This is a genomic window from Streptomyces sp. NPDC085524 (genome assembly GCF_044541755.1).
In the GTDB taxonomy this organism is placed as follows: Bacteria; Actinomycetota; Actinomycetes; order Streptomycetales; family Streptomycetaceae; genus Streptomyces.
This window is the reverse complement of record NZ_JBITTH010000011.1, coordinates 142,156-163,683: the sequence shown is the minus strand read 5'-3', so window position 1 is coordinate 163,683 and position 21,528 is coordinate 142,156. Positions and strand designations below refer to the sequence as shown.

The window sequence follows — 21,528 nt, the reverse complement described above, 5'->3', positions numbered from 1 at the left end:
GCGGCCGTCAGTTGAAGGTGTTGGTCTGGGTGTTGTGGTCACCGACCTGCACGCCCTTGGCGCCGGACGCGTCGACCCGGTACCCGCCTGACCCTTCTCCCGGGTGGACCAGTGCCCACAGATGCTCGGCCGCCGCCAGCACTTCCCCGTCCTGGTCGGCGCCGGACGCGGTCAACTCCTCACGCAGCCGTCCCTCCCAGACGCCCGGCTCGACCCGCTCGGCGTCCAGCACCTCCCCGGAACGCGCGGGCAGCCGACCGCGCACCGCCTCGCGCAGCGCACCGTACGCGTCCCGCACCGCGCTGCCGGCCGTGTCCGTCAGCCCCGCCGACGCCCCGGCGGCCAGCGCCGCCATCACCAGCTCCACCCCGGTCATCAGATCCCCCTGTCGCAGTCGATGCCAAGCGTTCCACGAAATGGGCATGGGCGGGCAGACAATCGGGATGGTGGCGCCGCATACGGGTCAGGTACCGCATCACCGAACACGGGACTCCATGAAGCGGAGCACATGGAGGCGGCCACGTCCTTGGCGAGGCGGGGTGCGGAGGAAGCCCTCGGCAGCATGACTGGTCACTGGCGGACGGACAGTTCGTCGATCCGGAGCAGACACCACTTGCAGGTCTGCTTCAGCCGGTCCTGTCCGGAATCGGCCGGGGGAGACGTCGTACTTCACCAGGCCCTGAACGACCGTCGCGCAGTAGAAGCAGAAGTTGGTCGGCTGATCGGGCGCCGCCGGAGCGCGTGACAGGTGAGGCGAACAACAGCGCCGCCATCGCCTCCGATGAGCCCTTCCCCGAAGCGCACTTGTTCCGGCGAACCGGTGCACGGCGGTGCCGAAGCCCAACAGGTTCAGGGGACTCGCTCAGGCTTTGCGCTGCCACATGGGGCTGTAGGTCTGGTCGTAGTGCTCGATGACTTCGCGGACCGGGGTCAGTCTTCTCTGGTTTCGCTGGTTCGACGCATAATCCGAGACTCGACAGGACGCGCCAGGTGGCGTCGTCCGGCGCGCTGGGCTCGCCGATGACGGCGCCCCGACAATCAGCCAGCACCTGAACCGGGCAGCAAGCTGATCCGCCACGGGCGCCAGTGCCTCGCTGCACTGGTCGAGGGTCGGCTTCCTCGCGTTGTCAGTGGTGATCGCTAGTGTCGGCGCACTTGATCAGCTGAGGAGCGCGGACCCATGAGATCTCCGGCCGAACTGGACGACGTGCCGTGGCACGACCTGACCCATGCCTACGGTTCGGCCGAGGACGTGCCCCAGCTCATCAGAGCGCTCTATGAGGACGACCAGGAGACGGTCGACGAGGCGATCTACGAGCTCTACGGCAACATCCACCACCAGGGCACGGTCTACCCGGCCTCCGCCCCAGCGGTCCCCTTCCTCGCCCACGCGGCCTGCCATGTCCCGGGCAAACGCGAGGACCTGCTGATGCTGCTCGCCACGCTCGCCGACAACGGCCCAGGGGACAGCGAGTCGCCACACTGGCCGGGCAGCGTGGTTGCCGCGATCTGCGCGGAGCTGGCCCGGGTCTTCCCTGAGCTCCTTCCCCACCTCGATGACACCGATCGCGGCATACGGCGGGCGGTGCTGCGCGTGATCGCCGCAGTGGCCGGGTCGCTCCATGCCGAGTTGAGGGCCGAGGTGCTGGCCCGGGTCGACGTTCTGTACGCCACCGACCCCGTCGCGGCGGTACGGGCGGACGCGATGGTGGTCCGGGTGCTATCGGGCGGCAGTGAGGTGGAGGCCCTCGACAGCCCGCTGCCCGAGGTCCGCCTGGCCGCCGCGGTTCTGGCCGCCGAGCGGTCCGGGCCACCGTACGCACCCCGACTCGTGGAGATCCTCACCGAGGACGGTGCCGACCCCGACCCCGGGGACGACAACTACCCCTGGCCGGGCACCTCCTCACAGGACCAGCACCTCACCGGCCTGCTCAGCCAGGACCCGGACGCCGCTCTCACCATCGCAGCCGGCTGGATCGCGGCCGGAGACATCGGATCCCGCGGATCCTGGATCGCCCGGCAGATCATGGAGACCTGGCGCGGCCGCGAGCCCCAGGCCCTGGACCTGCTGCTCGCCGCCCTGCCCCATCAGGGGGAGGCAGGCGGCCCCGCCCATGGCCTGAGCACCATCGCCCGCTGGGTCCGGCACGTCCCCGAGCCGGGTGCCGCACTCCGGGACGCCCTGTACGAGTACGCACGCACCGAGCAGGGGGAGAGCGCCGAAGCCGCACTCCTCGCCCTGACGCACTCCCGCGATCCCCGCGCTCTGGATCTGGTTCTGGTTCTGGATCTGCACTGCTCCGGCGCTCAGACGCTGCAGGCGGCGGCCCTGTCCTTCCCGGAGGCCGGCGACCGGCTGATACCCGCGATCCGGAGCGCGCTGGCGGCAGGCGCCACGGGCAACGACGCCATCCATCTGGTCGCCGCCCTGGAACGGTTCGGTACGGCTGCCGGGCAGGCCCAGCCCGAACTGGTCGACTGCCTCCGCACCGGCCGCGGTGCCGTCGTCGCAGCCCGCTTGCTCGGGCGCGTCGGCACCCCGAGTACGGAGACCACCAGCGCGCTCCTCGAGGCCGCCCAGAGCACCGACGCCTCGCTCAGCATCGCGGCGGCCGTGGCCCACTACCAACACACCGGCGAGGCCGACCCGGCGCTGCGCACCTTCGAGACCCTGCTCGCGACGGCGAAGGGCCCGACCCACTGGTACCTGGCCGGCCTCACACCTCTCGGCAGCGCTGCCGCCCCACTGCTGCCGACCATCGAGCCGCTCCTGACCGCCCGCTACGACTGGACCCGTATGGCGGCTGCCGAAGCACACCATGCCATCACCGGGTCCCCCGACCGAGCTGTGCCCGTCCTTGCCGAGCTGATCTCCGCTGCGCCGGTCGGGCTCAGCGCCTTGAAGGCTCTTGCCGCCATCGGCGAGGTCCCCGAGCACCTTCGCCCCACACTCCGGGCCTTCGCCTTCTCCCCGCTCCGTTTGCTGAGCGACACGCCCTTCTCGGAGGAAACCCATGCGGATGAGGAACTGCGTGCCCTCGCATGGAGGCTGCTCACCGACGGGTAGGCAGGCCCGGCTTGGTCCGCGGACAGAAGTCGGGCTCATCGCGCATCCCGCCGACTGCGAGGTAAGGGGGGTGGTCTGGGTCGCTATGGCGGGGCCGTGCGGTTGAAGACGCCTTCTCGCAGATCGGCGACACGGTGCGAGGTGACCGCTTCAAAGGCGGGAGCCGGTGGATCAGGGGCAGGTCTCGTCGGTTTTGGCGACGGTGAAGGAGAGGGGCTGACCGGTGAGCGCTGCCCCGGGCTTGGGGTCCTGGCTGCACACCTTCCAGTTCGACTCCTGGAGGACCATGCGGCTCTGCACCGCGTCCTTCACGGTGATGCTCGCGTTCGACGGCAGGGCGCCGCGGACGGCCTTCATGCCCTGACCCACGAAGTTCGGCATGGTGTCGCCGGCAGGCTTGGGAGCGGGTGCGTCGGTGGCCGGACAGGTCTCTTCCAGCTTGACCGCGCCGAAGTCGATGCTCGTGCCGGTGTCGATGCTCGTGCCGGCGGCCGGGGTCTGGGAGCAGACCTTCCAGTTCCGGTCGAGGGCCTGGAGCCTGTCGCGGCCGAGTGCGTCGTGGGACTTGAGGGCGTGGAACCCTGCGGCCTGCGCCTCGTCCTGGGCGGTTTGGAGGCCCTTCCCGACGAAGTTCGGGAGCGTGGCGGTCTTCCCGGCAGACGCGGCGCTGGAGGGCGCGGAAGAGGCTGCAGGGGCCGGTGCGCTCGTCGCTGCGGGCTTTCCGTTATCGGCGGCCTGGGGGTTGCAGGCGGTGAGGGCGAGGGCGGTGGCGGCGGTGAGCAGGGTGATCGTGTGGTGTGAGCGCATCGCGCCATGTTCGCCGGGGCTGGGAGCCTGTGTGATGCCTGTGACCGGTTTGTGATGTGTGGGGCTGCGCGTGGTGATGGGTGCATGAGGGTGTATCTCACCCGCTGCGTCGGCAGTGACAGGTGAACAAACGCCTCCGGAAGTCGGTGCACGGTCACTTGACGCGGGTGGTGGACCAGCGAAGAGCCCCGCCGCACGGGGGACGTTGCGGCGGGGCTCTTCGGTGGTGCGCGCCATTGGGTGGGAGGTTGACGCGCTCCTCCAGGTGGTGCTCACGCTACGCCCGGCGTGGCTGGAATAACACCCTTCGGGGTGGCTGGATTCGCGACTTTGGTGTTTCCGCCTGGACCTGGGTGCAGCCGGGTAGTGGTCGCCGTCCGAAGCGTCGCAGCACATAGCCGTTCCAACGGCCTACAGGGTCGGGACGGCGGTCTTCGGGAAGACCCCGAACGCATCCTTGAAGCGGCGCTCAAGCAAGGGGTGTGAGGACGCAGCCGCCATCCGGAGGGGATGACGGGGCGGAGAGCGGAGGTCAGCGCTGGCGGAGGGACGTCACAGGGGCCGAGCCAACGCCCGGCACCGTTCGGCACGGTCATCCGGCATGCTCTGGCCATGACTGATCTTCAAGAAGCCTGGTCGCAGTGGCTGGCGGAGCTGGATGACGAGGCCCGAGTAGCAGCGATTGCCCTGCGGGACCGCTTCACCGAGGTGCATGCCGAGGATCCCGAGGAATGGGCTATGTCCGAGATCAGCGAAGACATTCCCCAGATGGCCCGCTACCTCTTTCTGAGGCGGCTCTGGGCCGATGCCGTCAACTCCTGGGAGCAGCCGGGCGCTGTGGAGAGCTTCCCGGTTGCCCACAGGATGCTCGGCGCGGGCGCCGAGCGGCCCGACCTGGTCGGTTTCGCCCGGGCCGTCGCTGTGGAGACGATTTCGTTCGTGCTGTACGCCCTGGATGAGGGCTGCGACAGCGTCGACACATCTCACCTGCCTGGCTGGCGCCTTGAGGAAACGGATGCCACTGACGGCCACGCCCTCACCGGACGTCATGTCGCAGGCCTTCAAGAGAGCCTCTTGGAGACCGATCCGTCCGGGGAATGGGGCGAGGGACTCGGGGAATGAGCCGTCCACCTGTTCTCGGCGGCGCGAGCTCGTCGGACGATCCGGTAGGGGGCAGGCGAGTTCCGCCGTGTGAACGCTCCGGACTTCCGGACTTCCGGACTTCTCACGGGCGCCGGTCGACGGCTCCGACATCCGGGCGTTGCGAGGAGGAGCCAAGACCGGGCGACCCTGTCGATCGGGGCAGGACGGGCAGCAGACATCACTTGACCACCGATGCCACGGGCATCCTGCTTGCCGCCACCCTGACCGGCGGCAACCGCAACGACGTCACCCAGCTCATCCAATTCCTCCAGGCCGTACCGCCAGTGCGGGGTAGGCGGGGCATGCCACGGCACCGACCGGACGTCGTGCCTGGTGAACGTGGCTACGACCACGACAGGCACCGCCGACTTGCCCGGGCCCTTGGTGTGTAGCCGCTGATCGCCCGCCGAGGATTCGAGCATGGCTCAGCCCTGGGAAAGCAACGGTGGGTCGTGGAGCGCACATTCCCACCTGCCTTGGCAGGCGTCGGTACCCATCCTCGTGAGGGTCAGCCGGTGAGCGCGGCCGGCTCGTTCAGGTGCGCGGCCGCGGTCCGCCACGCACGGGTCACCGCGGCCCGGGCCCGGGCCGTACGTTCCCGGTGGTCACCGGTCAGGTGGACCGGTGCGCCCACGTGCACGTGCAGGCCGGGGCGGCGCAGCGGTGCGGTGGCCACCCCCGCGAGCTGCTTGGCCACGCTCCCGGACGTGATGCGACGCGCACCGGCCTGGCCCAGCGGGACGACCGGCGCACCGGTCCTCTCGGAGAGGCGGGCGAGCCCGCTGCGGAAGGCCTCGGGGGCGGCCTCGGCTGCGTCACCGCGCCGCGGCAGTCCGCCCTCCGCGTAGATGAGCACCAGCCGGCCCTGTCCGAGGGCCTCCGCGGCCGTGTCGAGAGCCGCCGCCGCCCGCCGGTCCCCGCGGAAGACGGGGATGTGCCCGCCGCGCGCCAGAGCCCGCCCGAGTACGGGCACCCGCCACAGACCGGCGGCCGCCATCACGACCGGCTCGACGCCCAGTCCGCGCAGGGCGGCCAGCACGATGGCGGGATCGGCGAGCGACGTGTGGTTCGCTGCGATGATGCTGCCGGTCCGGAACGCGGTCACGGCATCGGTGTCGCTGGTCACCGACAGCCGCCCGAAGGCGGGCAGCAGGGTGTCGGCGATGGTGCTGAGCATGAAACGGGTCCCTCCCGGTCCGACGGTTCGGCTTCCATCGTCTTCGCGGGCTGCCCCGGACCGCGTGAGTCGCCGTACTCGGGCTGGTACTCATCCCGGGCGCTGCACTGCGGGTGAAAACACCCAGGCCGGCCCCGACCGGGTTGCTACGAGGGACACGCTTCCTGGACGGGACGCGCCGCCACCGCGGCCTACTACGCGGAAACCCTTCGCCAGATCGACGCCGGCTGGAGCACTGAGCAGATCGGACGGGCCTGGGACCAGAATCCCGTCCCCGAGCGCTACACCCTCGACCTCTGGTTCGTCCGCGACTCCGAACCCGGAGAAGACGAGGACGAGGAGCTGTAACGCCGGGCCGTCACCCGCGACCTGCGGGGCCGCGTTTGCATCCGGCGGGGCTTGGCCAGGTACGGTCCCATGGCCAGCGAGGCATCGGGCACAGCGTTCCGGGACCCGACCGACTGTCTACTGGTACCAGTCGTCGCCGCCTTCTGCGAGTGAACGGCCCAGGTAGTCCTTCAGGCCCCCTGCCACCCACCGGCGGCTGTCGGTCTCGTGCTCCCAGACGAAGATGTCCGGGCGCTGGGGTGTCTGCACGAATGCGAACTGGTCCCCGCCCCCGTTGTCCCCGAAGAAGAGGAGAGCGTCGAAGGGCATGTACAGCTGGGCGAAGGAGCCGTCGGAGCGGAAGAGAAGGTTCTGTTCGACGATCTGTTCCACGGGCCACACGGTGTCCACCGCGGTACGTCCGACGATTCCGTTGCTCTCCAGGAGCAGCTGTCCCAGCTCGGCGGGCAGCCCGCGTCCGAGACGGTGCTCGGCGTCAGCGAGGGCTGCCGCCTGCGCAGGACTCCGGAACTCTGCCTCGGGAAAGGCCTCAAGAGCCGCATCTCTCCACATGGTCCGCAGCCTACCCAGCGGCCGGCGGATCCTGGACAGACGGAGTCGACCCCCGCGCCGAGCCGGGACAGAGAACTGCTGGCGCTGCTGCCCCTCTCCACGAGCGCTACCCCCGAGCGATTGGCCACCCGCCGTCCGGGACCGTCTCCTCGCCGGTACACCCGCGCCCCGGAGCCGCACCGGAGTGTCCGAACCGGAGACAGCAGCAAGATGCCGGCTCGCGGCAGATGGCCAGGAGGTGGTCGGCCAAGCCGTACAACACGCTGCGCTTCTTCGCCGAGTTCACCGGCGTCACCAACCTCCGCATGGCAGGCATCATCGCGGAGGCGGAGCGCAGCGTCCGGATCACGGAGGGCGCATCGGACGGCCTCACCGTGGCAGTGGTCGGTGGCGGGAGGGAGATCTCCTTCTGCGCCACCGCTTCCCGGATCACGCACATCCGAGTCGAGCTCCGGGGCGGCTTGCAGCGATCGTCCGAGTCGGCCTTTCCGGGTACTCCCGCGAGCCGTGCTGACATCGTATGAGCCATGACCGCGACAGACGACACATCCGAACCTGACAGCCCCGTCCGCAGCGCCTATCCGCCCCTGGTGGAGGCGGCGTGGCTGTATCGGGCAGATCAGGTGTGTTTGGAGGACCTGCCGATGACCGCTGCCCAGGCACTCGCCGTGGGAATGGACACGCCGGCCCTGTGCGAGCTCGCTGGTCTGCCGCGTCATGCGGACCCCCGGGACATCCGTGACACATTCGAGCGGGCCCTCGAAGACATGGGGATCATTCTGCCCGATCACCACCCGTCCCGACGCTACGCGCTGCGCAGGCTGGCCATGCGATGTGCCGCCGGGGAGGCGGACCTTGCCGAGTTGGTATCGGACGAGTGGTCGGAGATGCAGGTCGAGACCGCTGAAGAGCAGGCATTCGTGGCGCTGCTTCCGCCATGCGGGTGCTGCATCGAGTACACGCTGGGGCTCGACAATGCGGCATGGGAAGCACAACTTCAGGTCGCAGCGTGTGCCTTGGTCTCGCATCCCACGGTCGGGCCGTGTTTCTGACGAGTGCGCCAAGAAGGCATTTCTGGGCGCACATCTGGCGTCCGGATCCTGGAGAGCACTGAAGCAGGATCATCGTGCGGAGGAGCTCGAATCCGGCTCGGCCGTAGGGCTGCCGCTTGATCTTCTTCGTGCTGTTGACGGCGCTTTCGATGCTGCCGGACCCCCCGCCGGCCGGCGGGGGCTCCGTGGCAGGTACTCAGGCTCTGGTCAGCCAGCCTTCTTCAAGACCGCCCAGAACGAACCCGTTCTCGAAGCGCACCCTGTATCTGATCTGAGCGCCGACTCCGGCGCCGGCCCCTCCGGCCTGGATGATCTGCTGACGGAGGTTGTCGATCACGCCGGCCGTGAAGCCGTCGAACTGGACTCCGCGTACTTGCCGTTCGAATTCCGCGAGCCCCTCCTGGGCCAGGCCGCCTGCTTCCTTTGCCGAGCTTGTGACGATGCCCTCCAAGCCCTCGGCCAGGCACAGCGGACCGGGGAAGCCGATCCTGCCCGCCGTGTCGTTCGCGGTGACCTGCACATCCCTGGTCAGCTTCACCTTCGCGCCGGTCTCGTACGGCATGCGAGTACCCCCTCGTTCGATCTTGGCCGTGACCATGGCAAGCGTAGTCGGGACACCATGGAAGGAGTGGGTGTCCGGCGAGATCAAGAGCCCGGGCACCGGGTGCACCACGGCCCTACTCCACCGGTCCTGCACGGACGGGCCTGCCCCGCCTGGCGCAGTCGGTCGCCCACATGGTCTGCCGGACCACCCGGGCGGAAGACTGTCCGGTCGCCCCCACCGGCGGAACGCCCTGTGCGCCGTATGACCCGGCGCCGCCAGGCCGGACGCGACGCAGCTGACCACGGCCGTCAGCGGGACCACAGCAGGGCCGGTTCTCGCATCGTCAATTCGTCCGCCAGTGCGTGGCGACCCGCAGCACCCGGTCCGCCGGCGACGGCTTCCGCGGTCGGCACCGGCCCGGCGAGTCGGCACCTTCGACACGCAGTTCGGTCGCCAACTTGCCGAAGACGCGGGGATTCAGACCGGTGAACGGAGCTGTCCCGGCAGCGCAGCGCAGCGCAGCGCAACGCGACGTCATCGGCTCCCGGCGATCGAGGCCGCCCGTGCCAGTCGACCATTTCCATAAGCTATGAATATAAAAATGCTATGCTTCGGACATGAGTCGTCAAGACGCCGCTCCTGGCGCGTCCGCCGCCATCGGGGCAGCCCTCTACGGCCTGGCCACCAGGGCGGTGAGACGCCTGCCCCGGGACATGAGCCTGACGTCCGCCGCCACCCTGGCCACCCTGGACCGGACCGGCCCGCGGCGCATCACCGATCTGGCCGCGGTCGAGGGCGTCACCCAGCCCGCGATGACCTCCCTGGTCCGGGTGATGGAGGAATCCGGCCTGGTCGAGCGGCGGGGCGACGCGTCCGACAAGCGGGTCACGCTGGTGTGCCTGACCGAGGACGGCGCCTCGTATGTCCGGGCGCGGCGCCAGGCGGGCGTCCACGCGTTCGAGCGGTTGATCGGCGAGCTCACCGGCGACGAGGTCGAGGCGCTGGTGGCGGCCCTTCCGGCGCTGAAGCATCTGGCAGAGCTCGAGAGCCAGGACCGCGGAGGGCCGAAACAGTGACCGGGCAGCCGGCCGACGGGGTCCCGGTGAAGGCGTTACCGGTGGCGCCTTCCGAGGCGCGGTCGCTGGTCCCCGCCCTGATGTTCATCCCTCTGGTCGTGGCGGCGGTCGGCAGCCTCGGGGCGCCGCTCATCACCAGCGTGGCGACCTCGTTCCACGTCACGCTCGGCAGCGCGCAGTGGACGCTGACCGTCGCGCTGCTCAGCGGCGCCGTCGCCACGCCGGTCCTGGGCCGGCTCGGAGCCGGCCCGCACCGGCGGGCCACGATCCTCGCCACGCTGGCGGTCGTCGTCGCCGGCAGCGCGCTCACCGTGCTGCCGCTGCCGTTCGGCTGGCTGCTCGGGGGCAGGGCGGCCCAGGGCCTCGGGCTCGGGCTGACGCCGCTGATGATGGGCGTGGCCCGGGACCACCTCCCCGAGGAGCGCAGTACGGCCGTGATCGCCCTGATCTCGGTGGTCTCGATCATCGGGGCCGGCGTCGGCTACCCGCTGGCCGCACTGTTCGCCGAGCTCGGCGGGGTACGGGCCGCCTACGGCCTCGGCCTGGCCGTCACCGCCGCCGCCCTCCTGACCGCGTGGCGCTCCGTGCCCGAAGCCCCCGAAGGCCGCTCCGCCCACATCGACGTGGCGGGCGCGGTCGTCCTGGCCGCTGCGCTGCTCCTGGTGCTGTTCCTCGCCGGCGACCGGAACCTGTGGAGCCGGCACCTCGCCGTGACGGCGGGCCTCGCCGTCGTCGCGGTGGTGCTGCTCTGCGTCTGGGTCGTCATCGAGCTGCGCAGCACGACGCCCCTGGTCGATGTGCGGGCGGTGCGGCACCCGGCGGTGGCCGGGGCGAACCTCGCCATGTTCGTCGGCGGTATCGGCATGTACCTCCTGCTCACGCTCATCACCCGGTACGCGCAGACGCCGCACGGCGCCGGCTACGGCTTCGGGCTGACGACCTTCGTCGCCGGGCTGGTCCTCGTCCCGTTCTCGGTGCTGGGGTTCGTCGCCGGCAAGCTCACGCCGCGGGTCCGGACGCGGATCGCCGACCCCCTGCTCCTGGCCGGCAGCGCCGTCGTGGTCGGCGGCGGGTTCGCCCTGTTCGCGGCGGCCCGGTCGGACCTGGCCGAACTGTTCGCGGCGATGGGCGTGCTCGGCTTCGGCGTCGGCGGCTTCTCGGCCGCGATGCCCGGCGTCATCCTGGCCGTCACCCCCAAGAGCGAGACGTCGAGCGCCATGAGCTTCAACTACGTCGTCCGCAGCGTCGGGTACTCCCTGGGCAGCGCCATCGGCGGCCTGATCCTCGCCGCGGGCACCGGCCCCGGCCGCCTCTTCCCCGACGACAGCGCCTACACCACCGCGGCGCTGGTCGGAATCGGCGCCATGGCGATCACGACGCTGACAAGCCTCGCTCTCGCCCGCCGACGCCAACCCGTAAGTCAGATGCACTCATCCCCACACTGGAGGTTCCATGCCCAAGGGCTACTGGGTCAGCGTCTACCGCACCATTTCAGACCCCGAGAAGCTGGCTGCTTACGACAAACTGGCCGGTCCGGCCGTCAAGGCCGGGGGCGGTCGGGTCCTCTCCCGTGGCGGTCAGGTCGTGGCGCATGACGCCGGAATCGCCGGGCGCACCATCCTGATCGAGTTCGACAGCTTCGAGCAGGCCGTCGCGGCGCGCGAGAGCGCGGCCTACCAGGAGGCGCTGGTCGCCCTCTCCGACGGTGTAGAGCGCGACTTCCGCATCGTCGAAGGCATCGACTGACCGAGGTCCGGCCGGATCTTCCACCGGCAGCCCGCCCGCGCCGCGCGGCCGGGGCCCGCGCAGCGGACACGAGACGGCAGAGCCGTCCCCACCCCTCCGCGCTCTGCGCCGGCAGCGTCACCCGAAGCGGGGGTTCCACCACGTGCGTGCCGCCCCGTACCGGCGTCCGGGGTCGCGAGGCCGACGGTGGCTTCGCGGCTCAGGGGCGGCGGCGACGTCGACGCCGAAGACGGGACGCACCCCGGTAGCACGGGCGGCCTTCGCGAAGCGGACGGCGCCGGCCACGGTGTCGCGGCGTTCGATCGCCGCACGGTCGCGGACGTCGAGCCCGTCGGTGCCGCCGCCCGCGACGAGCGCGGCCATCGCGCCCCGCTCCGTGAGGAGCGCCAGGACGGCCTCGGCCCGGGCCCGCTCGTCACCGTCGGCGCCGGCCGGGTCCCCGAGGTCACGGAGACCGCCGAGGGTGCCCGGACCGCTGGAGTCCTCCTGCGCGTCCAGGGTGCCCAAGGTCGGGCTTGCGCTTTCCGTTGCGGCAACTTCTACGGTCATGTGTGTGGCCGGAGAGACCGGCCCGGCGAGGGGGGCACCGGCAAATGGCCTGGTCGATCGCGCAGGTGGCGCGGATGTCCAAGGTGACATCGAGGACGCTGCGGCATTACGACGAGATCGGTCTGCTGCCGCCGGCATGGATCGGGAGCAACGGGCACCGCTACTACGAGGAGGCGGATCTGCTGCGGTTGCAGCAGATCCTGCTGATGCGGGAACTGGACCTGGGGCTGCGTGAGATCCACGCGGTCCTGGACAGCCAGCTCGACCAGGTGGCCGTGCTCCGTGAGCACCACCAAAGGCTGCTTGCGGAACGGGACCGGCTGGAGACGCTGGCCCGTACGGTCGGCCGCACCATCGCCGAACTGGAGGAAAGTGAGGACAAGGCCCGTATGACGAAGATCAACAAGCCGGAGAACCTGTTCGAGGGGTTCCAGCCCCCCTCCGAGGCCGAGGCCGAGGTACGGGAGCGGTGGCCGCAGGTGTGGGAGCAGTCCCGGCAGGCCGTCGAGGCGATGACCGCCGAGGACACGGAGCGCCGGCAGCGTGAGGTGACGGCGCAGATGATCCGTATGGCGGAGTTCATGGTGGCCGGCACACCGGTATCCGACCCTGCGGTTCAGGCCGAGGTGGACGCCAACTACCAGGGCATCTGCCGGTTCTGGACCCCGACCGCGGAAGCGTACAAGGGAGTGGGCCAGACCTATGTCGACGACCCGCAGATGCGGGCCGACTTCGACAAGATCGCCGACGGTCTCGCCGTCTACCAGCGCGATGCCATGACCGTCTACGCCGATACACGGCTGAGCCGGGTCTGACCGCACGCGACCAGGGGCTGTTCGGCGGGGCATGAGCGCAGCCTGAGGCGAACGGCTGCGCTCATGCCCCCGAATCCGGACCCGGGACCCGGGCTCCGGCCCGCCTGCAAGGAGATGTGCCTGCTCGGTGGTGCTCGCATTCGGTTGCGATACTGCGATCAGTGAAGTCCCGGGTGTCCGGGTGACGAGGCCGGGAGACCAGGTGGCGATACCGAAGCGTCCGGAGCCCTTGGAGCCGTGGGTCGAGCCGGCTGCCGAGGCCGGCGACGTAGCCGCGATGAAACGGCTCGGACAGTACCTCTGTCAAACCGGGAGCGCAGGCAACGCTCCGGCCGAGAAGTGGCTGTTCGCCGCTGCGGAGGCCGGTGATGCCGAAGCGATGTACTCCCTGACCCGGGTCCACCACGACCGGGCAGTGAACGCGACTCCGCATGGCCAGGACCACCACCTCACGGCTGCGTCCTGGTGCAGGCGGGCCGCCCAGGCAGGATGGATCCCGGCGATCCGGAGCATGCCTGTGTACGCGGCGGATCAGGATGAGCGCGAGTACTGGCTCCGGGAAGCCGTGGAAACCGGCGACCCCTGGGCGCCGTTGAACCTCGCCGGCGTTCTCGACGAGAGGGGACGGACCTCCGAAGCGGAACACTGGTACCGCAGAGCCGCAGATGAACCCGGCGGGATCGGCCTTTCTGCCCGTGACTCCCTGGGCGACTTCCTCTTGAGGCAGGGCCGCCTGGAAGAAGCCGCAGAGTGCTGGAAACAACTCGCAGAAGCAGGCGAACCAGCAGGCGCGTGGCACCGGGCCTACGTTCTCGAGAAGCTCGGTCGGCCAGAGGAAGCCGCAATGTGGCGTCAGCAGGGGGACGCCCTGCAGGCTGCCCAACGCGCCCAGGAACTCGACTGTCCAGAACGGTAGGACGAGACCTCTCCCCGCCCCCCCGGCGGCGTATGAAGGGGCAAGGAGTACGACACCGCAGCTCCAGGTGGCGGGCACTGAGTCCGGCCCGCGATGTCTCCCTTGCCCCCTCCGTCCGCCGACCAGCCGTCACACCGGTCTTCTCATGCACCCCGGCGCAGCGCGGCGGGATCGCCGGTCTTCGATAGAGGTGAAGTGTCCCCTCACGCGATGGCGACCTGCCTTGGTGCCGCCCCGGGCCGCCATACGTGGCACGGGGGCCTGCGGCTCGCCCACGCGACACCGGGTTCGGCACGTGCGTCCGCGGCGCAACTGGACGGGGCGGTCAGCCGGTCGTCCCGGTGCGGCGGGAGCGGACCAGTACCAGTCGGCTGAGGACCGCGGCGATCAGCCCCAGAACCAGGGCCAGGGCGCCACCGATCACTCCGTTGCCGGTGCCGGGGCCGCCATCGGCGACAGCCAGATTCACCGCGCCGACGACCAGGCCGAACAGCCCCGCCACCAGGGCCACGCCAGCCCTTCTCCTCCCGGGGCCGTTGCCGATTCGGCCGGTGGAGCGGGCCAGGGCCAGTGCGCCGATGACCACGCCGGCCAGTGCCACCAGCGCGGCCGTGGTGCCCACAAGCCGCCCGGTGGTCAGCTCATAGGCGTCGGCGGCGATCGGCTGGAGTGAGGCGTGCGCGGCCACCGGTGCGGCAAGCACGTAACGGACGGACATGGGGTGCTCCTTCTCCTCGTACTCCTCGTACGACTTCTGTGGCTGGATGCCGTCCGAATCCTGTCCGCCGGTCCCACCGCGGGTCGTCCCGCAGACGGATGCATTTTGCGCTGCCGCCGACGGCGTACGCGGCTACCGCGAACGCGGCAGGAGCCGCGTGTGTACCGCGGGCGCGGTAGAGGGCCGTTCCTCCGTGAGCGGGACTCGCCCGCACAGCCCTCTGGCTAAGGTGCGCCCATGGGGAAACGACGGTTCGAAGTGCCGGCTGCTGTCGAGGACTGGGCGATCGCCGCGGGCGTGACGACGCTCATGCTGGGCACCGGATGGTCCGCGACGCACCCGGGCACGGCAACCGACCTGCTCGGCTACGTGCTGCTGGCGGTCGGCGGCCTGGCGCTGGTCGCGCGCCGCCGGGCTCCGGTCGTCGTCCTGGCCGTCACCGGATTGTGCGCCGTCGGCTACCAGGCGGCCGGGTTCGACGTCCTGGCCGTCGCATACCTGGTCGCGGTGTACGGGGCGGTGCGGGCCGGGCACCGCACACTCGCGGTGACGGCGTCCGTGATCCTGCTGGTGACCCTCCAGCTCACGGCGCTGGCCCTCCGCGACGGGCCCGCGGGCGCAGTATCGGTGCAGGCCCGCGGCACCCTGGAGCTCGCCTGGCTCATCGCCGCCTTCGCCGCCGGGGAGGCGGTGCGGCAGGCCGAGCGGCGGGCGGACGAGGCCGAACACACCCGGGAGGAAACGGCGCGCCGCCGCGCCGACGAGGAACGGCTGCACATCGCGCGAGAGCTGCACGACTCGCTCACCCACCAGATCTCCGTCGTCAAGGTGCAGTCCGAGGTCGCCGTCCACGTGGCCCGCAGACGCGGCGAACAGGTACCGGAGGCCCTGCTCGCGATCCAGGAGGCCGCACGTGAGGCCAGCCGGGAACTACGCGCGACCCTGTCCGTGCTCCGCGACGACGACACGACCCCGCCGCGCGGGCTCGACCACGTCCCCGACCTGGTGGAACAGGCCCGCGGCATCGGCCTGGAGACGACACTGGCGATCGAAGGACAGCGGCATGGCGTACCGGCCGCGGTCGGCCGGACCGTCTACCGGATCATCCAGGAGTCGCTCACCAACATCGCCCGGCACGCGGACGCCGGCACGGCGTCGGTCCGCATCGACTGCCGTCCCGACGCCGTCACCGCCCGCATCGACGACGACGGCAAAGCCACCCCGGACACCGCCCCGGTGCCCGGCGTCGGGCTGCTCGGCATGCGCGAACGCGTCACCGCCCTCGGAGGCAGTCTGCGGGCGGAACCCCGGGCCGAGGGCGGCTTCACGGTCCTGGCCGAACTCCCCGTGGAGCGCACCCCGTGATCCGTGTCCTGCTGGTCGACGACCAGCCGCTCATCCGCAGCGGATTCCGCGCCCTCCTCGACCTCGAGGACGACATCGAGGTGGTGGCCGAGGCCGCCGACGGCGAGGAGGCCCTGGACCTCGCCCGGCTCCACCTGCCCGACATCGCGCTCATCGACATACAGATGCCCGTCGTCGACGGCATCGAAGCGACCCGGCGCATCGCCGCGGACCCTGCACTCGCCGGGGTGCACGTCGTCATCCTGACCAACTACGGCCTGGACGAGTACGTCTTCGACGCGCTGCGCGCCGGAGCCGCCGGATTCCTCGTCAAGGACATCGTCCCGGACGACTTCCTGCACGCCGTCCGCGTGGCCGCACGCGGCGACGCCCTGCTCGCCCCCTCGATCACCCGCAAGCTGATCGACAGTTACGTCTCCCAGCCCCGCGACACCGGTGCCGAGACGGGGCTGGAAGAGCTGACCAGCCGCGAACGCGAGGCCGTCGCCCTGGTTGCGCGAGGCCTGTCCAACGACGAGATCGCCGACCGCATGGTGATCAGCCCGATGACCGCGAAAACCCACATCAACCGTGCCATGGCCAAGCTCCACGCCCGAGACCGCGCCCAACTCGTCGTCTTCGCCTACGAATCAGGCCTGGTCGCCCCGCGCAGCTCCTGACCCCACGGGCGACAACTACCGTGGACCGACCGGGGATTTGGCTGCCTTGTGGTCCTGAGGTAGACCCGGGTGCCGGCGCAGTGGTGGTCGTTTTCGGGCTGGTGATCTCGGCTGCCGTTCGGCTCCGTCGAGCAGGGTGTCAGCTGGCGGGCAGGACCTCGGGGTCGGCCGGGCCGGCCTCCTGCCGTTGACCATTCCCACGGACCAAACCCACGCCCTAGACTGCGACCGCTCCAGGACCTGGCGATCATCGGGAGGGCGTGCGAGATGAAACGAGCACTGATCAGCGCATTCGCGGCCGTGGCGTTAGTCGTGTCCGGGGGGAGTGTCGCCACCGCCTCCGACGGCACTCCGCCGCGCACCACGCACGGCCCTTGCCAGTACACACAGACCCCGGACGAGCCGCCGGCGCGCTCCGTTCCGCTGCCGCCTGACCCGCGGCGCACCCCCAGCCGTGGCACGGTTGACATGGCTGTTCCGACCAGCCAGGGCCCGCTCCCGCTGCACTTGGACCGGGCGAAGGCGCCGTGCACGGTCCAGAGTTTCCTGCACCTGGCACGGCATGGGTTCTACGACCGCACGGTGTGCCACCGTCTGACGGCATATCCGACCCTCAAGGTCCTGCAGTGCGGCGACCCGACCGGTACCGGTGAGGGCGGGCCCGGGTACAAGTACAAGGACGAGCTGCCGGTGGACCTGCCGCCCGCACCGACCGATCCGACCGGTACGCGCCGCCTCTATGGACGCGGGCTGCTGGCGATGGCCAACGCCGGTCCGGACACGAACGGTTCACAGTTCTTCGTCGTCTACGGCGACTCCGCACTGCGACCGAACTACACGGTGTTCGGCACGGTCGGCCCCGAGGGCCTGGCGACACTCGACAAAACCGCCGCCGGAGGCATCGAGCCGACCACGGAGAACCCGGCACCGGTCGACGGCACACCGGTGCTGCGGACCGAGCTGCTCCGCGTCCGGCTGTCTTGCGAGCATTGACGCAGCGTGACGTGGCCGCGTCCTCGATGGGCGTGCCTGACGCCTGACGCCTGACGCCTGGGGCCGCCTCAGGGGACGGATACGAGGGGGCCCGCCTGCTGCGTGGCGGTCCCCCGTCGTAGTGCAGCGGTCAGCCGCTGCTGTCCTTCAATCCCTTCCAGATCAGACAGCCCGACTTCATCGCGCGCCACTCCGCCCCGGCCCTCCGGCGACGGCTACCGTAGGCGTACGACCTGCATGGAAGAGCCCGTGAGCGCGCAACCCGAGGAATACCCCGCCCCGCCCGCCCCGGCCGCCACCGCCCAACTCCTGGCCCAGCCATGGGACGACCGTCGGGTCGGCGCATGGGTGCCGGCCTTCGAACGGGACTGGGCCAAGGCTCGGGAAGACTCCCGCCATACCTACAGCCTCCCCCCGCTCCACGACATCATCCGCGGCTGGCAGTTGCACGTCACCGCGACCGCAGCCGTCGGCGCATACGTGGACTCCGGCCGCGACGAGCCCGACTTCGTAGACCTGAACGACATCCTCGGCGGACGCCAGTGACGGACCAGCCGTGGGCGGTGCGCCTGTCCCCACAGGCCGTGAAGGTGCTCACCGAGCTCCCAGAGCAGGCGAAGGAGATGGTCCGCGACGTCCTGGACATCGCGGTGCGCTCCCCGTGGGGCTGGCCCCAGTGGAACACCGGCGACCCGGAAGGTGACGACATCCGCGCCGCGTCCGTCGGTCAGCTCGCCGTCGTCTACGTCGTCAACCGGCTCACCCGACACCTGTCCATCCTGGACATCGTCTGGCTCGGGTAGCGCCCTCGACAGGCCTGGCAACCCGGGACTCCCCAGGAGAACCCTTTACACCGGAGGCGTGCCACGGGGGCGATCGTTACGTGTTGAGCTGATGAGTGACGGCGCGCGTCCACCGTTCGGCCTGCGTTGCCGGGGCGGGTTGTCTGACGTCGCGGTTGTGCTCGCCCTGCTGGGTGTCCGGGGCGTCCAGCGACGGTGTTTCGACGGACAGGCTGCCCGCGCTCATCCACCGCTCCTCCGGCTCGTGGCCGCGGCTGATCGCGATCACGTACAGCTGGCCGGTCGTCATGCGGGACGTGTCCTCAGCGCTGTAGACGACATTCACGACGACGGTCTGCGGCGGCCGGCCCTTGAAGACCCGTTGCACCTGCCCCGTGTATCCGACGCGTACCGGGCCGCCGCCGAACAGCCGCTCATGCTCCTCGCGCCCCGTGATGCGCACCCATAGCAGTTCGTCGCAGTGCCCGGCGAGTTCCCGGTCGTCGTTGGCGCTATAACCGACGTCCGCGGAGCTGGTGGGGGCATGGCCGGGCTCCAGCACGACCCCGGCCGCGCCGATGCCTGCGCCGGCCAGCACGAGCGCGGCCAGCGCCAGGACCCACGTTTTCCTCTTCATGTCATCCCCAAAGCGCGGTGCAGTTCTTCTGATAGGGCTCGTTGAATTTTGGCTCTGACCGGAGTTCCGTGAAGCTGGTGGTCAGCGCGTCCTGCTTGGGCAGGTGGATCCACCATCGACAGCAGATGTCCGCACGTGTGACGGACGAGGCAGGGGCGAGCTGCCGAAGGCTGCCGGCTGGTCAAGTGGTGCCCGCGGCCTTCACTCAGTCAGAGTCAAGTAGATCGATTCTTCTTACGACGTTTGCGTGATGCGGTGCATCTATAACGTTCTGGTGGAAATGACGGACGGCATCCATCGTCTTTGCGGAAGGTCGTCATGACACACACCCGCCTGGTTGGTCTGGTCGTCGTTGCGGTTCTCGGCGTCGGCGCAGGAGTCGCGGCCGCACGTCCAGTGGCGTCTGACTCGGCAAGCTCTCGGAAGGCCGTAACGCACGTAGTCGCGGGCGGGGTACGTCTGGCGCCCGGGCAGACCGGCATCGCCAACACCCGTGACTGCCCAGCCGGGGAGCTGATCACCGGGGGCGGCAGTTTCGTCTCCTCGAATACTGGCAACCCGGACAGCACCTTTGTGTTGAGCCGCAGCAGCCCCCGCTTCCCCTATGACAGCCGGCCCCTGCAGTGGTCAGTCGCGGGCAAGAACACGGGCAGCTTCCCGGTGGACATCACTGTCTTTGGTCTGTGCTCGGAAGGCACTCTCGGCTCTGCGGCCATTGACTCGACTGCAAGCCTGCCGGCGGTCCCGCCCGGCCTCCTGCCCGGGAAATCATCCAGCACGCACTGACCGTCGGGGTCATCGCGAGCCATGCGCACCCTGCAACTCGATCACCTGGTTGGAGGTGGTGATGCTCATGGCTGGATGAGGATGCGGGTCCGCAGGAGCTCGAACGAGGCTCGGCCGTACATGGCTCGCTTGAGTGTTTTCACGCGGTTGACGTGGCCTTCGACGACGCCTGAGCTCCAGTGCATGGTGAGTCCGGCGGTGACGGCGTCAAGGTCGCCTCTGAGCCAGGTCGGGCGGGATGGTGTCCTGCGGTCGCATGATCCATCCGGTGATCTTGTGTGGGCTGGGGATGCCGGCTCGGACGGGTTCGGCGTTGCCGGCGCGGAGGGCGGCGAGGTGCTTGCGGACGACCTGGCGGCTGCCTTGGTAGCCGCGTTCGCGGATCTCCAGGAACAGCTGGCTGCCGCTGACCTGGCCGAGGCTCTCGGTGAAGCGGCTTGAACGGCTCCAGCACTCCCACCGGACGGCGTTCGTAAGCAGAGGCCATGAGCTGGTCGAGATCGGTGTCGCGGAACCGCCGGACGGTCTTGCGGTCGGGGTGGAGCCGACGGGCGATTGCGCTGATGGTCCAGCCGGCTGCGACGAGTTTGTGCACGTCGGCGTGGCGATGGCGGGTCCGTTCGATGATCTGCGTTCGCGGCAACTCGTGCAGCGGAAGCTGCATCAGCGGAGGTGCCTCGGGTATGCGGGCTGTCTCTTCGTCGGCTCGTTTGCGCAAGCAGGCGCGGTGTTGGTGGCAGGTCTTCTCGACTGCGGCGGCGAGGTTTTGCAGCAGGTGCCAGCGGTCAGAGACCTCCATCGCGGCGGGTGCGGCTTCCTTGATTGCTCGGGTGTAGGCGGTGGCCCGGTCGCGGCAGATGATTTCGACACCGGGGTGCTCGCGCAGCCAGGCGGCGAAGGTCTCCGAAGTGCGGTCGGGCAGGACGTCCCACGACGCGGCCGGCCTCGACGTCGACCAGGTGGGTTCCGTAGGTGCGGCCCTTGCGGAAGGCGAACTCGTCGACGCCCAAGACCCGCTGGGACCGTTCCGGTGCCGTTGGAGGGTCCAGGAGTTCCAGCGGCCGGGTGCGGCCCGCGACGAGGTGCATGCGGCGGCACAGCCGTTCGCCGGCCCGGCCGCCGAGCTCGACCGCGACCTGGCGCAACCAGAGCTTCAGCCCGAGGCTGGAGCGGCGATACCGCTTGCTCAGCCCGCTGACCTGCTCGACGAAGGTCCGACGCCGACACCTGGCACGGTCGCAAAAGAACCGCCGGACCCGCAGCCTGACCAGCAGTTTCCTCCCGCTCAGAGGCCGCTCGGCCAGGCTTCGCTCATAAGAGGAGTGGACTCTCCGGGCCCGGGCACGGCATCCCGGGCATCTGGGTGGCGGACCGCAGGCGGCCGCCACCACGACCAGGACCTCCGCCGTGAACTCCACGGCCTCCAAGCGAACATCGACGTCCGGGAACAGCACATCATCCAGCGAGCAGACCCCCACCAGCCAGATATGCCATGCCGGAACGTTCTCGCACGCGAGCCCTGACCTGGGAAGTCACGGAACTCCGGTCAGAGCCCCGGTGTTGGCCAAACCTGCTCGGGTGATCTCCCCACCCATCGTGTGATCTCGCCCGGCGTGCCATTGCCCGGCAGCTGGGCCGCGACCGGAAGACGATCCGCGCTTACCTGAACGGCGAGCGGGTGCCTGAGCACCGGCGCCGGGCCCCGGACGCGTTCGCGCCGTTCGTGGACTACTGCCGCCAGCGCCTGGCCGACGACCCGCATCTGTGGGCCTCCACCCCGGGACCGCGCCCGACGT

24 protein-coding genes and 3 pseudogenes are annotated in these 21,528 nt (G+C 70.0%); 17 read left to right on the top strand and 10 right to left on the bottom strand.

Features of this window, described 5'->3' with window-relative positions; translation table 11 throughout:
• Window positions 1-7: 7 nt before the first annotated feature.
• Entirely contained in the window at window positions 8-376 is a 369-nt protein-coding gene (locus ACIGFK_RS19150; RefSeq protein ID WP_376655761.1) for a hypothetical protein, read from the bottom strand.
• Between the two features lie 804 nt (window positions 377-1,180).
• On the opposite strand from ACIGFK_RS19150, the gene ACIGFK_RS19145 reads away from it, so the two are divergent.
• Complete coding sequence (locus ACIGFK_RS19145; RefSeq protein WP_400052766.1) at window positions 1,181-3,067, top strand: hypothetical protein; 1,887 nt, start codon at window positions 1,181-1,183, stop codon at window positions 3,065-3,067.
• A gap of 171 nt (window positions 3,068-3,238) precedes the next feature.
• On the opposite strand, the gene ACIGFK_RS19140 is transcribed toward ACIGFK_RS19145, so the two are convergent.
• A complete protein-coding gene (locus ACIGFK_RS19140; RefSeq protein ID WP_376655763.1) occupies window positions 3,239-3,874 on the bottom strand; it encodes a PASTA domain-containing protein in 636 nt (211 codons plus the stop codon).
• Between the two features lie 612 nt (window positions 3,875-4,486).
• On the opposite strand from ACIGFK_RS19140, the gene ACIGFK_RS19135 reads away from it, so the two are divergent.
• Complete coding sequence (locus ACIGFK_RS19135) at window positions 4,487-4,996, top strand: hypothetical protein (protein WP_386465889.1); 510 nt, start codon at window positions 4,487-4,489, stop codon at window positions 4,994-4,996.
• Between the two features lie 76 nt (window positions 4,997-5,072).
• A pseudogene (locus tag ACIGFK_RS19130) lies at window positions 5,073-5,484 on the top strand (transposase); the annotation flags it as partial.
• A 41-nt stretch (window positions 5,485-5,525) separates the two neighbouring features.
• Here ACIGFK_RS19130 and ACIGFK_RS19125 read toward each other — a convergent pair.
• Window positions 5,526-6,194, bottom strand: a complete 669-nt coding sequence (locus ACIGFK_RS19125) for a lysophospholipid acyltransferase family protein (RefSeq protein ID WP_386465892.1) — start codon at window positions 6,192-6,194, stop codon at window positions 5,526-5,528.
• 465 nt (window positions 6,195-6,659) lie between these two features.
• A complete protein-coding gene (locus ACIGFK_RS19120; RefSeq protein ID WP_386465898.1) occupies window positions 6,660-7,094 on the bottom strand; it encodes an SMI1/KNR4 family protein in 435 nt (144 codons plus the stop codon).
• Between the two features lie 227 nt (window positions 7,095-7,321).
• Here ACIGFK_RS19120 and ACIGFK_RS19115 point away from each other — a divergent pair, with 227 nt between their 5' ends.
• Window positions 7,322-7,618, top strand: a complete 297-nt coding sequence (locus tag ACIGFK_RS19115) for a hypothetical protein (RefSeq protein ID WP_386465901.1) — start codon at window positions 7,322-7,324, stop codon at window positions 7,616-7,618.
• Between the two features lie 3 nt (window positions 7,619-7,621).
• Window positions 7,622-8,146 (top strand): hypothetical protein, encoded by a 525-nt coding sequence (locus ACIGFK_RS19110; protein WP_400052762.1) that lies wholly within the window; start codon window positions 7,622-7,624, stop codon window positions 8,144-8,146.
• Between the two features lie 196 nt (window positions 8,147-8,342).
• Here ACIGFK_RS19110 and ACIGFK_RS19105 read toward each other — a convergent pair whose 3' ends face one another.
• On the bottom strand, window positions 8,343-8,708 hold the full coding sequence (locus ACIGFK_RS19105) for a hypothetical protein (protein ID WP_386465906.1): 366 nt from the start codon (window positions 8,706-8,708) through the stop codon (window positions 8,343-8,345).
• Between the two features lie 695 nt (window positions 8,709-9,403).
• Between ACIGFK_RS19105 and ACIGFK_RS19100 the strand changes: the two genes are divergently transcribed.
• From ACIGFK_RS19100 to ACIGFK_RS19090, 3 genes are read left to right on the top strand one after another with little or no spacing between them, the layout of a single operon-like run.
• Complete coding sequence (locus tag ACIGFK_RS19100) at window positions 9,404-9,766, top strand: MarR family winged helix-turn-helix transcriptional regulator (RefSeq protein WP_386466120.1); 363 nt, start codon at window positions 9,404-9,406, stop codon at window positions 9,764-9,766.
• A complete protein-coding gene (locus ACIGFK_RS19095; protein WP_400052760.1) occupies window positions 9,763-11,361 on the top strand; it encodes an MFS transporter in 1,599 nt (532 codons plus the stop codon). The genes ACIGFK_RS19100 and ACIGFK_RS19095 overlap by 4 nt, the downstream gene beginning before the upstream one ends.
• Window positions 11,255-11,512: a DUF1330 domain-containing protein gene (locus ACIGFK_RS19090; protein ID WP_400052878.1), complete on the top strand. Its 258-nt coding sequence runs from the start codon at window positions 11,255-11,257 to the stop codon at window positions 11,510-11,512. The genes ACIGFK_RS19095 and ACIGFK_RS19090 overlap by 107 nt, the downstream gene beginning before the upstream one ends.
• A gap of 117 nt (window positions 11,513-11,629) precedes the next feature.
• Here the strand turns inward: ACIGFK_RS19090 and ACIGFK_RS19085 are convergent, their stop codons facing one another.
• A complete protein-coding gene (locus ACIGFK_RS19085) occupies window positions 11,630-12,019 on the bottom strand; it encodes a hypothetical protein (RefSeq protein WP_400052758.1) in 390 nt (129 codons plus the stop codon).
• Between the two features lie 86 nt (window positions 12,020-12,105).
• Here ACIGFK_RS19085 and ACIGFK_RS19080 point away from each other — a divergent pair, with 86 nt between their 5' ends.
• Window positions 12,106-12,876, top strand: a complete 771-nt coding sequence (locus ACIGFK_RS19080; RefSeq protein WP_400052756.1) for a MerR family transcriptional regulator — start codon at window positions 12,106-12,108, stop codon at window positions 12,874-12,876.
• A gap of 202 nt (window positions 12,877-13,078) precedes the next feature.
• On the top strand, window positions 13,079-13,792 hold the full coding sequence (locus tag ACIGFK_RS19075) for a hypothetical protein (protein WP_400052754.1): 714 nt from the start codon (window positions 13,079-13,081) through the stop codon (window positions 13,790-13,792).
• A 325-nt stretch (window positions 13,793-14,117) separates the two neighbouring features.
• On the opposite strand, the gene ACIGFK_RS19070 is transcribed toward ACIGFK_RS19075, so the two are convergent.
• Window positions 14,118-14,510: a DUF6223 family protein gene (locus ACIGFK_RS19070; RefSeq protein WP_400052752.1), complete on the bottom strand. Its 393-nt coding sequence runs from the start codon at window positions 14,508-14,510 to the stop codon at window positions 14,118-14,120.
• 237 nt (window positions 14,511-14,747) lie between these two features.
• Here ACIGFK_RS19070 and ACIGFK_RS19065 point away from each other — a divergent pair, with 237 nt between their 5' ends.
• From ACIGFK_RS19065 to ACIGFK_RS19045, 5 genes are all read left to right on the top strand, one after another.
• Window positions 14,748-15,875 (top strand): histidine kinase, encoded by a 1,128-nt coding sequence (locus ACIGFK_RS19065; protein ID WP_400052750.1) that lies wholly within the window; start codon window positions 14,748-14,750, stop codon window positions 15,873-15,875.
• Window positions 15,872-16,534: a response regulator gene (locus ACIGFK_RS19060; RefSeq protein WP_386465927.1), complete on the top strand. Its 663-nt coding sequence runs from the start codon at window positions 15,872-15,874 to the stop codon at window positions 16,532-16,534. The genes ACIGFK_RS19065 and ACIGFK_RS19060 overlap by 4 nt, the downstream gene beginning before the upstream one ends.
• A gap of 468 nt (window positions 16,535-17,002) precedes the next feature.
• Window positions 17,003-17,527 (top strand): peptidylprolyl isomerase, encoded by a 525-nt coding sequence (locus ACIGFK_RS19055; protein WP_400052747.1) that lies wholly within the window; start codon window positions 17,003-17,005, stop codon window positions 17,525-17,527.
• Between the two features lie 249 nt (window positions 17,528-17,776).
• Window positions 17,777-18,073: a DUF6247 family protein gene (locus tag ACIGFK_RS19050; RefSeq protein ID WP_400052745.1), complete on the top strand. Its 297-nt coding sequence runs from the start codon at window positions 17,777-17,779 to the stop codon at window positions 18,071-18,073.
• Complete coding sequence (locus tag ACIGFK_RS19045) at window positions 18,070-18,330, top strand: hypothetical protein (protein ID WP_376655779.1); 261 nt, start codon at window positions 18,070-18,072, stop codon at window positions 18,328-18,330. Before ACIGFK_RS19050 ends, ACIGFK_RS19045 begins: the two co-directional genes overlap by 4 nt.
• Before the next feature lie 76 nt (window positions 18,331-18,406).
• Here the strand turns inward: ACIGFK_RS19045 and ACIGFK_RS19040 are convergent, their stop codons facing one another.
• Entirely contained in the window at window positions 18,407-18,946 is a 540-nt protein-coding gene (locus tag ACIGFK_RS19040) for a hypothetical protein (protein WP_400052743.1), read from the bottom strand.
• 318 nt (window positions 18,947-19,264) lie between these two features.
• On the opposite strand from ACIGFK_RS19040, the gene ACIGFK_RS19035 reads away from it, so the two are divergent.
• Entirely contained in the window at window positions 19,265-19,732 is a 468-nt protein-coding gene (locus tag ACIGFK_RS19035; RefSeq protein ID WP_400052741.1) for a hypothetical protein, read from the top strand.
• A gap of 139 nt (window positions 19,733-19,871) precedes the next feature.
• On the opposite strand, the gene ACIGFK_RS19030 is transcribed toward ACIGFK_RS19035, so the two are convergent.
• Both ACIGFK_RS19030 and ACIGFK_RS19025 read right to left on the bottom strand, forming a co-directional pair.
• Window positions 19,872-20,654 (bottom strand): transposase, encoded by a 783-nt coding sequence (locus ACIGFK_RS19030; RefSeq protein ID WP_400052876.1) that lies wholly within the window; start codon window positions 20,652-20,654, stop codon window positions 19,872-19,874.
• Between the two features lie 325 nt (window positions 20,655-20,979).
• Window positions 20,980-21,120, bottom strand: a pseudogene (locus ACIGFK_RS19025) (transposase family protein); the annotation flags it as partial.
• 215 nt (window positions 21,121-21,335) lie between these two features.
• Here ACIGFK_RS19025 and ACIGFK_RS19020 point away from each other — a divergent pair.
• Window positions 21,336-21,503, top strand: a pseudogene (locus tag ACIGFK_RS19020) (IS21 family transposase); the annotation flags it as partial.
• Window positions 21,504-21,528 lie beyond the last annotated feature (25 nt).